The sequence below is a fragment of the Nocardia sp. NPDC003693 genome (genome assembly GCF_053981095.1).
Map to the genome: position 1 here is coordinate 45,566 of NZ_JBSFNO010000008.1, position 13,125 is coordinate 58,690.

Consider the following 13,125-nt stretch of genomic DNA (forward strand, 5'->3'; position numbering starts at 1 on the left):
GTCAGGAGATGCCGAGGGCGGAGCCGATGAAATCGATGAGATCGGCGTCCGTCGCGGAGTCCGGCAGGGCCGGGGTGGTATCGGATTCGGTTGCGCCCGCGTCGGATTCACCGAGCAGGCGCCGGAGTCGCTCGAGCGCGACGGCCCGATCGGCGGCGGACAGATCGGTAGCCGCCAATCCCGCTGCCACGCGCTCGAGGTCGCCGAGCAGGACGTCCACTCGCGGCGGTCGTGCCGGAGCGAATTCGCCGGCGATGAACGCGGTCAGGGCGGTGACGGTCGGATGGTCGAAGACCACGGTGGCGGGCAGGTCCAGACCGGTGCGCCGGCGCAGCCGGTTGCGCAATTCCACCGAGGACAGCGAGGTGAATCCCTGATCGCGCAGTCCTCGATCGTCGTCGACCGCGTGCGGATCGGCGTGCCCCAGCGCGGCGGCCGCCTCCTGGCGAACCAGCGCGTGGACGCGACGGTGGCGCTCGGCGTCATCGAGGGCCGCGAACTCGTGTGCGGGCTCGGCGGCGATCGCGGGTTCGGCCGACGACAGCACCTCGGCGAGTAGCCGGGCGTGCATCGGATCGGCTGCCGCCCAATCGATATCGGCGACGATCACCTCCTGCTCGCCACCGATGACCGCGCGCTCGAGTGCGGTGAGGGCCTGCGCGGGATTCATCGGCCGCAGTCCGCTCCGGCGCAGCTGTCCTGCCGCCGAACCGGCGATCCCCGCGCCCGCCCAATGCCCCCACCCGATGGCGGTGGCGGGCAGCCCGGCCCGGCGGCGATGGGCCGCCAGCGCGCCGAGCACCGCGTTGCCCGGCGCGTAGTTCGCCTGTCCCGCGGCCGGAACGGTAGCGGTGACCGAGGAGAACAGCACGAAGGAGGACAGTTCGATATCGCGGGTCAGCTCGTGCAGGTGCAGCGCCGCACCCACTTTGGCCCGGTGTACGCGTTCGAGGCGTTTCCGGTCCAGGCCGTGGACCAACACGTCGTCGAGTACGGCGGCGGTATGCACCACATCGGTGAGCGGGCGGTCGGCCGGAATGCTCGCGAGCAGGGCAGCCACTGCGGCCCGGTCGCCGACATCGCAGGCGACAACCACCGGATGGGCTCCGGCGGCGGACAATTCGGCGATCAACTCGGCCGCGCCGGGGGCCTGTGGTCCGCGTCTGCTGACCAGCAGCAGATCGGTCGCCCCGTTGCGGGCGAGGCGTCGCGCGACGTGCGCACCCAGCGCACCGGTGCCGCCGGTAATCAGGACGGTGCCGGCCGGGCGCCAGCGTCCCGTGGCCCGCAGGGTGCCCGGTCGCACGCGCTTCACCCAGGTTCCGTCATCCCGTACGGCGAATTCGCGCTCACCGCCGGGATTCAGCAGTGCTGCGACGATCCGCGCGAGGGCATCGGTGCTCGGTTCCGCCGGTACGTCGATGACGGTGCCCGCACCGAGGCCGCCTTCTGTCGCCGCTGCGGTGACGAAACCCGCGTGCCACGCTCCGGACGGCTCGGGATCGACTCCGTCCCCATCGCGAAACGGCAGCTCGTCGAACTCATCGGAGGCAACCGCCGCGGCGGTCAGCGTCGCGAACGCGGTGACTCGCGCCGCGGCGGCCGCGGACCGGGTCAGGATCGCGGTCGCGGCGGCGAGATCGAGATCGAACGCCGATCCCGTGGCGCGTGCGGCCAGGGGCAGCAACGACACCACGCTCAGGGCCTCGCCCGGCACGTCGGCCAGTGCCACGTCCAGCTCGGATCTCGTTGCGGTCGAAGGGTTCACGCGCAGTTCGGTGACATGTGCGGCGCCGAGCGCAGCGCGCAGAGCTCGGGACCACCCGCCGGCGGCGCCGTTGTCCGGGCCCACCAGTACCCAGGTCGTCTCGTGCTCGGGTGTCGCGTTGCCGGGAGTGAATCGCGACCACCGGGTGTGATGGATCCATTCGCCGGGCACGTGGTCGCCCGCGCCGCCCGGTGTGTCCACCCAGTAGCGCTCACGCTGGAAGGCGTAGGTGGGCAGGGCGGCCCGGCCGTGGTCGGGCACGATCGCCGACCAGTCCACGGGGTGACCGTGGGTGAACACGGTGGCCGCGGCGCTCAGCACGCCGGCGACCTCGTCCCGGTCGCGGCGCAGGGCCGAGACCACGGTGACATCGTCGAGCACGCTCGACAGCGCCGCCGCCAGTACGGAGTCCGCACCCAGCTCCACCACGAGCCCGATGCCTTCGGCGGCCAGGGTGCGTGCGGCGTCCGCGAAGCGCACCGTGCCGCGCAGGTGCCGGACCCAGTACGAGGGCTCGGCGAGCTCGGCGCCGGTCACTTCGCGGCCGGTGTGATCGGACACGATGCGCGGACCGGTGACGTCGGCGAAGGTCAGCTCGGACACCACGTCGCGAAACTCGTCGAGCACGGAATCCATCGCGGCGGAATGGAACGCGTGGGACACGGCCAGCCGCTTCACCCGTCGACCGCCCGCGGTCAGGTCCCCAGCAACCGTCGACACCGAATCCTCCGGACCCGAGATGACGACCGCGCGTTCACCGTTCACCGCGGCGACCGCCACCGTTTCCGTCGCGCCGGCGGCGCCGATCGCGGCGAGCACCTCGGCCTCGGCGGCCTCGACCGCCACCATCGCGCCACCGGCCGGCAATCCGTCCATCAGCCGGGCACGGGCGGCGACCAGCCGGGCCGCGTCGTCGAGGGACAGCACGCCCGCCACGTGCGCGGCGACCACGCCGCCGATCGAATGCCCGGCCACCGCCGCCACGGGCACACCCCAGGACTCCCACAGCCGGTAGAGCGCGACCTCCACCGCGAACACGACCGATTGGGTATAGATGGTCCGATCGATGAGCCCGTCGGTGCCGGGTGCGCCGAACGCCACCTCGCGCACCGAGAACCGCACCGCCGCACCGAGATACCGGTCCAGCAACTCCACCGCGGCCTCGAACGCGTGGCGGAAGACCGGGAACCGCGCGGCCAGTTGCCGTCCCGCACCGGCCCGCTGACTACCCTGTCCGCCGAACACCACCCCCACCGCACCGGGCGAGGACCCCGGCCCGGTGACGACGTGCACCGCGTCGAGGTCATCCGCCAGCGCCCGCACACCCGATCGCAGCGCCGCGTCGTCCTCGGCGAGCACCACCGCGCGCGCCGCGAACCCGGCTCGGTGCCGAATCAGCGTGGACGCCACCGCGGCGGTCTCGAGCCGCGTCGATCCCGACAGGTGAACGGCGAGCCGATTCGCCTGTGCCCGCAGGGCGGCCGGAGTCCGCCCCGATAGAACGAACGGCAGGACCCCGTCCGGAGCCCCGTCCTCGGGAACAGCATCGGCCGCCGATGGATTCGGCTGCTCGTTCGTCGCGACAGCCCGCGGAGCGGGTGCCTCTTCGATGATCACGTGGGCGTTGGTGCCACTGATCCCGAACGACGACACGGCCGCCCTTCGAGGCCGCGCGGCACGCGGCCACGGTTGCGCCTCGAGCACGGGCCGCAACGTTCCGGCCTGCCAGTCGACGAACGGGGACGCCGGCTCGGCGTGCAGCGTCGCGGGAATCAGCTCGTTGCGCAGTGCCAGAACGATCTTCGCGACACCGGCGGTTCCCGCGGCGGCCTGGGTATGACCGATATTGGACTTCAGCGAACCGAGCCAGACCGGGTCGGCCCGATGCCGTCCGTAGGTCTCCTGGAGGGCCTGCGCCTCGATCGGGTCACCGAGGGCGGTGCCGGTACCGTGCGCCTCGATCAGATCGACGTCGGCGGGAGCCAGACGCGCATCCGCCAGCGCCGCCCGGATCACCTGCCGCTGCGCCGGGCCATTGGGCGCGGTCAAGCCGTTGGATGCCCCGTCCTGGTTCACGGCGCTGCCGCGCACCACGGCCAGCACCTCGTGCCCGAGTCTGCGGGCGTCCGACAGCCGTTCCACCAGCAGCACACTCACCGCTTCGGACCAGCCGGTCCCGTCGGCGGCGGCCCCGAACGCCTTGCACCGGCCGTCCGCGGCCAGGCCGCCCTGTCTCGCGAATTCGGTGAACATGCCCGGACCGGCCATCACCGTCACGCCACCTGCGACCGCGAGATCGATCTCTCCCGCCCGCAGGGCGCGCACGGCCAGGTGCAGGGCCACCAGCGACGAGGAGCACGCCGTATCCACGGTCAGTGCGGGTCCGGCCAGGCCGAACGTGTAGGCGACGCGACCCGAAAGGACGCTCGGCGAGGTACCGGTGAGGCCGAATCCAGTTGCCGCGCCGCTCATCTCGTGCAGGCGCGGACCGTATTCCGATGGGCTCGCACCCAGGTACACGGCGGTGCGCGTGCCGCGCAGGGAGTCCGCGACGATGCCCGCGCGCTCGAACAGCTCCCAGACCGATTCCAGGACCAGCCGCTGTTGCGGGTCCATCGCGACGGCTTCGCGCGGCGAGATGCCGAAGAACTCCGCGTCGAACTCGGCTGCCTCGCCCAGGAATCCGCCACGGGAACCGTCCCCGCCGAGAATGCCGGACAGCGCGCCGAGATCCCAGCCGCGATCGCCGGGCAGGTCTCCGATGGCCTCGCCACCGGTCACCAGCAGGTCCCAGAGCGCTTCGGGGGATCCGTGCCCGCCGGGGAATCGCCCGCTCACCGCGACGATGGCGACGGGCTCGGCGGCATCGTCCGGGTCGTCCGAGACAACCACGGCGCCTGCCGGATTCGCAGCATCGGCGATGCCCGGGTCCGGGGCCGATCGCCCGCGCAGCCGGTCGGCCAGGTGCGCCGCGAGCGCGCCGGGGGTCGGGTAGTCGTACACCACGGTCGGCGTCACCGCGAGGTCGAGCTCACGCGTCAGCAGGGTCGCCAGTTCTTGCGCGCCGAGCGAGTCCAGGCCCAGGTCCCGGTAGGTGCTCGTGGTGTCGAGCCGCTGCGGATCGGTGTGGCCGAGCACCGTAGCGGTCGCCTCGCGCACGGTGACTGCGATGGGCGTCGACTTCGAGGCGGCCACGATCGGCTCGCGCTCGAGTGGCACATCCTGCTGAGCACCGCCCGATGGCAGGTCCGCCGCCCGCGGGGCGCGGTCCGCCGGCACGTCCAGCCAGAACCGTTCCCGCTGAAAGGGATAGGTGGGTAGGTCGATGTGGGTCGCGGGTGCCACCAGCGCGGTCCAATCGACCCGGTTGCCGTTGGTGTGGACGACGGCCGCGGCGGTCAGCAGGCCGGTCACCTCGTCGCGACCCGAACGCAGGGACGCGGCGGCGACGGTCTCGGCGGCATCGGTCAGGGTGGCCGTCACCATCGGGGTGAGCACGGCATCCGCGCCGAGCTCGAGGAAGGTGCCGACGCCCGCGTCCCGCAGGGTGCGCACCGCGTCGGCGAAGCGGACGGTACCGCGCAGGTGCCGGGACCAGTAGGCCGGTCCGAGCTCCTCGGCTGCCGCGACCCGCCTGCCGGTCGCATCGGAGACGAGGGTGAGTTCGGGCGCGGTCCAGGTCAATTCCTCGACCACCGCTTCGAACTCGGCGAGCACGGGATCCATGGCTTCGGAGTGGAAGGCGTGCGACACCGTCAGCCGCTTGACCCGCCGACCGGACGCGGAGAGCGTGGCGGCCACGGTCGCGACCTCCTCGTCCGAGCCCGAGATCACCACCGCCAGCGGGCCGTTCACCGCCGCGACCGCCACCGTTCGCGACAGACCGGCGGTCTCGATCGCGGACCGGACCTCCGGCTCGCTCGCCTCGACCGCCACCATCGCGCCGCCGGAGGGCAGTGCACCCATCAGGGTGCCGCGCGCCGCGACCAGCCGCGCCGCGTCCGCGAGGGAGACCGCACCGGCCACATGCGCGGCCACCACACCGCCGATCGAATGCCCCGCCACGGCCGCGACCTCGATCCCCCACGATTCGAGCAACCGGTACAGCGCGACCTCGACCGCGAAGATCACCGGCTGCGTGTAGATCGTCCGGTCGATCAGCCCTTCGGTACCCGGTGCGCCGAAGGCCACCTCGCGCACCGAGAAATCCACCGCCGCACCCAGATACCGATCGAGCAGGGCCACGGACTCGTCGAAGGAGGCGCGGAACACCGGGAAGAGGTCGTACAGTTGCGCTCCTGCTCCCGCACGCTGGCTGCCCTGGCCGCCGAACACCACGCCCACGCTGCCGCGCGCACCGGATCCCGTGACCAGACCCGCGATCGTGCGCCCCTGCGACAGGGCTCGCAGACCGGCCAGCAGACCGTCATGATCCGCAGCCAGAACGACAGCGCGAGTGCCGAATGCGACCCGACCACGGAGCAGGCCCGAGGCCAGCGACGAGATACCGGGAGCGTGGGCGGCGACGAAGTCGGCAAGGCTCTCGCCCTGCGCGCGCAACGCCGCGACCGAGCGGGCCGAGACAACTACCGGCACAACCGCTTTCGCAGACGCGACCGAATCGTCTACCGTTCGCTCTCCGCCGTCTCGCTCCCGCCGGCCATCGGCTCCGGCGGGCGCCTGCTCGACGATCACGTGGGCGTTGGTCCCACCCATCCCGAACGAGCTGACCCCCGCCACCAGACTGCGCTCCGGATGCGGCCAGGCACGTCCGCCGGTTACCACCCGCAGGTTCGATTCTTCGAGCCGCAGTGCGGGATCGGGCTTGTCATGCCCGAGCGTCGCGGGCAGTTCGCGATGGCGCAGGCTCAGCACCGTCTTCAACAGTCCGGCGAGCCCCGCCGCGCCCTCGAGGTGCCCGATGCTGGACTTGACCGATCCGACCAGCAGTGGGTCGGCAGCCGCGCGGGTGCGGCCGATGGTCTCGGCCAGCGCCGCCGCCTCGATCGGATCCCCGGCGCGTGTTCCGGTGCCGTGCAGTTCCACGTACTGCACGTCTCCGGGGGCTATGCCGGCTCGTTCGAGGGCTCGGCCGATGACCGCGGACTGCCCGGCGACGGTGGGCACGGTGAACGATTGCCCGCCGCCGTCATTGGCCACGGCGGTCGCGCGGATCACCGCATGGATTCGATCCTGTTCCGCGACAGCGCGATCCAGTGGTTTGAGCAGCAGCGCTACCGCGCCCTCCCCGCGCACATAGCCGTCGCGATCGGCATCGAACACCGACGCGCGACCGGTCGCGGACACACCGCCGAATCTCTCGGCGGTGAGCGCGCCGTCGCGCGTCAGGTTCAGGTTCACCGCAGCGACGAACGCCGAATCCGTTTCGCCCGCATGCAGACTCGCGCAAGCCAGGTGAACCGCGGCCAGGCCGGAAGACTGGCCGGAGTCGACGGTGAGACTGGCCCCGCGCAGGCCGAAAACATAGGAGAGCCGGTTCGCGAGCGCACCGCGACTCTGGCCGGTGAGGGTGTGCCGTGAAATCGCCTCGGTCCCGCCGGCCTGCGCCAGTACGGCATAGTCCGCGGCCATCGCGGCGGCGAAGACGCCGGTGGCGGAGCCCTGTAGCGCGGTGATCGGAATGTTCGCGTCTTCGGCTGCCTCCCAAGCCAATTCGAGCAATAGCCGCTGCTGCGGGTCCATCAGACGTGCCTCTGCCGGGGAAATACCGAAGAAGGCGGCGTCGAAGCGGTCCACCTGCGCGAGGAAGCCGCCGACCAGGCCCGCCACCTCGCCGCCGGCGGCCGCACGCGATGCCGCGGGCACTCCGACGGAATTTCCCGCCGTTTTCAGGAGATTCCAGAATTCACCGGGATTGTTCGCACCGGGAAGCCGGCAGGAAACGCCCACGATCGCGACCGCACTCGCGATTCCCTCGCGCCGAAAATCGTTCACTAGATCAGATCTCCTTTTGATCCGGAGAAGAATTCGGTTACTACCCCCGCCCGAAAGCTCCGCGTGGAAGTTATTGTGCGAGTCCTATTCGCGAACCAACAACCGGAGGTGGCACAGGTCACATCACCTGTGGATCGATGTAACCCACTGTGCACCAATATGTTTCAGCTCTCGATCGGCATATCCGATATCGATCGATCCATGAATCCGATCAATTGCCACAGTCGCGTTCAGGGATTACGAAACCATCCTTGCAATTGATTTGCAATCTCGGAGATTCAAAGGGCGGTAATGCGATTCGCTCTCCGGTTAGATGGTGATTCAGCGTCGACCAACCCGAAGGTGACTGTACGGTATGCCTGATCCGCTGGATTTGCTGCATTTGCGCACACTTGTGACCATCGCCGACACCGGCGGCTTCCGGCGCGCGGCGGACGCGTTACACCTGAGCCAGCCCACCGTCAGCCAGCACATCCGGATGCTGGAGCGGAGGCTCAAGTGCGTGCTCGTCGAAAAAAACGGCCGCACTTCACGTTTCACCCCCGAGGGCGAGCGGCTCGTGACCGAGGCCCGGCGGCTGCTCGCCGCGCAGGACCAGGTCCTGGCCCGGTTCGCCGAAGCACCCCGCCCGCAGATCAATATCGGTTCTACCGAGCACGCGGCCGACGGCCTGCTGCCCGACCTGCTCGGCGTCCTGCGCACCACGTATCCCGAAGCGGGACTGCACTTTCGGATCGACCGATCCACCGCGTTGACCGACGCGGTCGTCAAAGGTGTGCTGGATCTGGTGGTCGTGCTGGGCGGCAACACCGCCGAGCCGGTCGGCACCGAGGTGGGCGTCTTGGACCTGAGGTGGTTCGCCGGGCCGAACTGGCAATTGCCGCCGGCGCCGGGGCCGATCTCGCTGGTCGCCTTCGCCGAACCCTGCGGCCTGCGCCGTCGCGCCGTCCAGGCGCTCGGCGAGCGCGGCTACGAGGTCTCGGTCACCGCCGAATCGGGCAACCTCGACGGCTTGCTCGCCGCGGCGAAGGCGGGTCTGGGCGTCGCTCTGCTGCCGTGTCTGTCCTCCGGGCCGTGCGATCTCCTCCCGGTCGGCGAACTACCCGAGGTCGGGGCGATCGATGTCCGCCTGGTCACCCGGCGCGGACTCGAGGACCACATCGAGAACATCGCGGTCGAGGCCATCACCGCGCATTACCGCGCGATCTCCGGGAGCGGGTTGCGCGGGGTCGCGTGAGCCGAATCCCGCGCGTGCCAATCCCCATCTCCACACTCCGAAAGTAGTTGTCCCATGACAGATCTCGCCGTAGAGACCACCGATGCACCGGTCACCGAGGTGCTGACGCCCGGGGTCCTGCCCGAAGCGCTGCTGCACCGATTTCACCAGCGCGCCCCCGAATACGATCGCGACAACCGCTTCTTCACCGAGGACCTCGACGAACTGCGGGACATCGGATACCTGCGGGCGGCGATCCCGGTCAGCCACGGCGGGCTCGGGTGGAGTCTCCCCGAATTCAACCGCGCCCAGCGCGCGCTCGCGTACTGGGCGCCGGCCACCGCACTCGGTGTGAACATGCACCTGTACTGGACCGGCCCGCTGGCCGACCGGATCGCCGCCGGTGACACGTCCCTGGACTGGCTCGCGCGCGAGGTCGCGGCGGGCAAGGTCATCGCCGCCGGTCACGGAGAGCGCGGTAACGACCTGGCCATCGACGATTCCACCACCGGTGCGGTGCCGGTCGAGGGCGGCTACCTGATCAACGGGCACAAGATCTTCACCTCGCTGTCGCCGGCCTGGGACTGGCTGGGCATCCACGCCCGCGACGACAGCGATCCCGAGCACCCGCGCATCCTGCACGCGTTCGTACCGCGCACCAGCCCGGGTGTGCGCACCGTCGAAACCTGGGACACCCTCGGGGTGCGGGCGACCGCCAGCCACGACACGGTGCTCACCGATGTGTTCGTGGCGCAGGAGCATGTGGTCGAGAGCTACGAGCGCGGCGAGAACCCGGGTCCGTTCATCTCCTCGATCCTGCCCTGGGCGATCCCGGCGCTGGTGAACGTGTACCTCGGAATCGGCCGCCGCGCAGTCGATGTCGCCCTCGAGTCGGCGCGGACCCGCAACGTGCTGAGCCTGGGCGGCAAGCCCGTGGCCGGGAAGCCGTTCGTGCGGTATCACGCGGCCGACGCCGAGTTGGCGCTGGAAGCCGCGACCGCCCACCTCGATCACATCACCGAGGTGCTCGCTCGCGGTGACGATCTCGGCGACCGGCTGCTGCTGGCGTTGTTCGCCGTGAAGGAGAACGGCACCAGAACCGCGCGCACCGTGGTGGATCTCGCGCTGGAGATCGGCGGCGGCGGGTCGATCCACCGCCGCAACGAGCTGGAGCGGCTGTACCGAGACGTCCGGGCGGGGAGCTTCCATCCGCCCAGCAGCGACAGCGTCCGCGAGTACATCGGCAACTTCCTGCTCGGCGAATAGTCCCGCCACCGGTCACGGATACGGAGTACAGACAATGACATTGGCACATCCGGACACCCGGGCGGATCGCGCGGCCGAGGCCGCCGGGATCTTCCGCGACGCCGGCATCACGGTCGAGAAGCTCGGCGAGCACATCGGCGCGCGGATCGGCGGCGTGCGACTCGGGGGCGACGTGCCCGCCGAGCAGGTCGAAGCGATCCGGCTCGCCCTGGCGATCAACAAGGTCGTCGTCTTCACCGATCAGCAGCATCTCGATGACGAATCGCACCACGAGTTCGCGCAGCTGCTCGGCACACCGACCGAACCTCATCCGACCCTCGCCGCACCCGGCGCCCGGGTGCTGCCGATCGACGGCGCGGCGAACACCTGGCACACCGACGTCACCTTCGTCGACCGCGTCCCCAAGGCCTCGATCCTGCGCGCCGTCATCCTTCCCACCTACGGCGGAGCCACCACCTGGGCATCGACGGTCGCCGCCTACGAGCAACTACCCGCGCCGCTGCGCACGCTGACCGAACACCTGTGGGCCACCCACAGCAACCTGTACGACTATGTCGACCAGTCCGGCGGCTCCAACATCGGCAAACAGTACGACGTGTTCACCAGCACCGAGTTCCAGACCGAACACCCCGTGGTGCGCGTCCACCCCGAAACTGGCGAACGCTCCCTCCTCCTGGGCCATTTCGCGAAGAGCTTCCGCGGCCTGACGACCCCGGAGTTCCGCACCCTCTACCAACTCCTGCAGGCCCGAATCACCAAACTGGAGAACACTTTCCGCTGGAACTGGACCCTCGGCGACGTCGCGATCTGGGACAACCGCGCCACCCAGCACTACGGCATAGCCGACTTCGGCGACCAGCCACGCAAGCTCCACCGCATCACCCTCGCAGGCGACCTCCCGGTCTCCGTCGACGGAGCCCACAGCGAAGTGCTGAAGGGGGACGCTTCGCACTACAGCGAGGTCGTCCCGTCGCCGAGGCTGGGGTTCTTCGCGAACTGACCCACGGCGGTACGCCCTCGCAGCCTGCAGCAAAAGGTACCAGCACCCGCGCTCATCTCGCCCCGAGGACGGCGCCCGGAACCGGAGCCGACCCATCCTGAAACGCACTGCGGCCCCGTCGGATTCGACGGGGCCGCGGTGGAGACCGGGATCAGTTCGACGGGGATGTCGTGGTCGGAGCCACCGTCGTGGTCGTGGTCGGAGCCGTCGTTGTCGGCTTCGCGGCCTCCACGGTCGTGGGGGCCGGATCGGCCGGTTTCACCGTCGTGGGAGCAACGGTCGTCGGATCCACGGTCGTCGACCCGGACGTCGTGGACGGGTCCGTCGTCGTCGCGGGGGCCTTGGCGTCGGCCTTGGCATCCGTCGTCGTGGTCGTCGTGGTGGTGGTTGTGGTCGACTTCGTGGTCTGGGGCGCGGCGGGATCCGCGGCCAGGCCGGCCTTCTCCACGGCCTTCGTGGTGGTCTTGGGCGTGGTGGTCACGTCCAGATCGCCGGCCTGGGCCTTCTTGGCGAGCTCGGTCAGCCAGGCCGCCGCGTACTCGGCCGAGGTCAGGGGCTTGCCGTTCGCGGCGTTCGCGTCCTTCCAATAATCGAAGTGATGGCCGGAGTGGTTCGGGCCCAGGGTCAGGTTGTACGGGTCGCTCATGATCACGGGGATCGTGTTCTGGTTCGTCGTGATCAGGCCGATGATCTCGTTGAAGACCTTCTGCGGCAGGTACGCCAGCGGCGACATGCTCTCGGCGGCAATGGCATCCGCCGCGGCGACGGGGCGCTTCTCACCGGGGGTGTAGTTCGGGTCCGACACCCGCAGCAGCACCGACAGGAAGGTCTCGTTGCTCGCCATCCAGTTCGGCTGGGACTGGATGTCCGCGAACGCCTTGAGGGCGATGTCGCCGAGCACCATCGCGACGTCCATACCGGTCGCCGGGGTCAGGCCCTCGCGCTCGAGCTGATCGGCGTTGACCTGGCGGCCGACATTGACCGCGAGGGTCAGCAGCGAGATGTTCTTGGGTGCGGCGCAGGTGAGGTCGCCGTCCGAGCAGAACGAGGCGATCCGGCCGTTGAGCTTGCCGAAGTCACCGCTGGTCCCGGGCAGCGCGCCCGCGCCGCCGGCGGTGTTGGAGCCGTTCTGATACTTCTGGTCGAAGTTGTCCGGGTTGCTGCACGGATCCTTCGCACCGAGGAAGGTGCAATCGCCCTCCTTGCGCCCGGCGTCGGCGAGAATGACCACGCCGACCACGTCGTCCGGATTCACGATGCCGTACTTACCGTCGGCGCCGGCTTCCTGATTGCCGATCTTCATGGCCACGCGGCGCACGACATCGGCGCCCTCGCTGTAGCCGACGATCGAGTACTTGGTGTCCGGGCAGGCCTTGGAGATCTCGGTCATCACACGCTCGGTGTTGGCCACACCGGTGTTGACCGCGTCCTCGTAGGTGGCCATGTTCGCCGGGTAGGCGATGTAGATCGCCGCGTTCGACCCGGGGTTCACGTAGTCGGACGGCGCGTTCACGATGGGGTCGAGCCACGGGCTCTTGTGATCGCCGGACAGCGCCGCGGGCAACTCCTGGCCATTGGCGTCGACGAGCAGTTTGGTGGTCCCCGCGACCGGGGTGTCCCCGCGACCGGCGACCGAAATGGTCACCATGTCATGGCATTCGGTGACCGAGGAGCGCAATTGCGGCACCGCGGTCTCGGATTCGGGCTCGGACAGGGTCAGGGTGGCCCCCACCACCGCGACCACACCCAGGATTGCCGGGGCGGCCACCGCCGAAGCAATCTTGTGTTTTGCGAAAAATTCGCCCAAAGGCATGCCAATATCCCCATTCCACAAAGCGGATGGCCGGGCCCCCGACGAACGGGCCAGTGTCACAGGAGACGTCGTCGGGGCCCGTGAAAGCGTTACTTACGCAACCGATC

5 protein-coding genes are annotated in these 13,125 nt (G+C 69.8%); 3 read left to right on the forward strand and 2 right to left on the reverse strand.

The annotated features are described in order from the left end of the window. Position 1: 1 nt before the first annotated feature. Entirely contained in the window at positions 2 to 7,723 is a 7,722-nt protein-coding gene (locus tag ACWDOP_RS11830) for a type I polyketide synthase (RefSeq protein WP_456345039.1), read from the reverse strand. 355 nt (positions 7,724 to 8,078) lie between these two features. Between ACWDOP_RS11830 and ACWDOP_RS11835 the strand changes: the two genes are divergently transcribed. From ACWDOP_RS11835 to ACWDOP_RS11845, 3 genes are read left to right on the forward strand one after another with little or no spacing between them, the layout of a single operon-like run. Beyond that, a complete protein-coding gene (locus tag ACWDOP_RS11835; RefSeq protein WP_454206619.1) occupies positions 8,079 to 8,960 on the forward strand; it encodes a LysR family transcriptional regulator in 882 nt (293 codons plus the stop codon). Positions 8,961 to 9,014: 54 nt separating this feature from the next. Continuing rightward, positions 9,015 to 10,205 (forward strand): acyl-CoA dehydrogenase family protein, encoded by a 1,191-nt coding sequence (locus ACWDOP_RS11840; protein WP_456345040.1) that lies wholly within the window; start codon positions 9,015 to 9,017, stop codon positions 10,203 to 10,205. 34 nt (positions 10,206 to 10,239) lie between these two features. Next, on the forward strand, positions 10,240 to 11,205 hold the full coding sequence (locus tag ACWDOP_RS11845) for a TauD/TfdA dioxygenase family protein (protein WP_456345041.1): 966 nt from the start codon (positions 10,240 to 10,242) through the stop codon (positions 11,203 to 11,205). Between the two features lie 151 nt (positions 11,206 to 11,356). On the opposite strand, the gene ACWDOP_RS11850 is transcribed toward ACWDOP_RS11845, so the two are convergent. Beyond that, complete coding sequence (locus ACWDOP_RS11850) at positions 11,357 to 13,018, reverse strand: cutinase family protein (protein WP_456345042.1); 1,662 nt, start codon at positions 13,016 to 13,018, stop codon at positions 11,357 to 11,359. Positions 13,019 to 13,125 lie beyond the last annotated feature (107 nt).

Excerpts from the sequence above, each read along its gene's own strand:
- ACWDOP_RS11835 (WP_454206619.1), top strand. The coding sequence starts at position 8,079 with ATGCCTGATCCGCTGGATTTGCTGCATTTGCGCACACTTGTGACCATC.
- ACWDOP_RS11840 (WP_456345040.1), top strand. The coding sequence starts at position 9,015 with ATGACAGATCTCGCCGTAGAGACCACCGATGCACCGGTCACCGAGGTG.
- ACWDOP_RS11845 (WP_456345041.1), top strand. The coding sequence starts at position 10,240 with ATGACATTGGCACATCCGGACACCCGGGCGGATCGCGCGGCCGAGGCC.
- ACWDOP_RS11850 (WP_456345042.1), bottom strand. The coding sequence starts at position 13,018 with ATGCCTTTGGGCGAATTTTTCGCAAAACACAAGATTGCTTCGGCGGTG.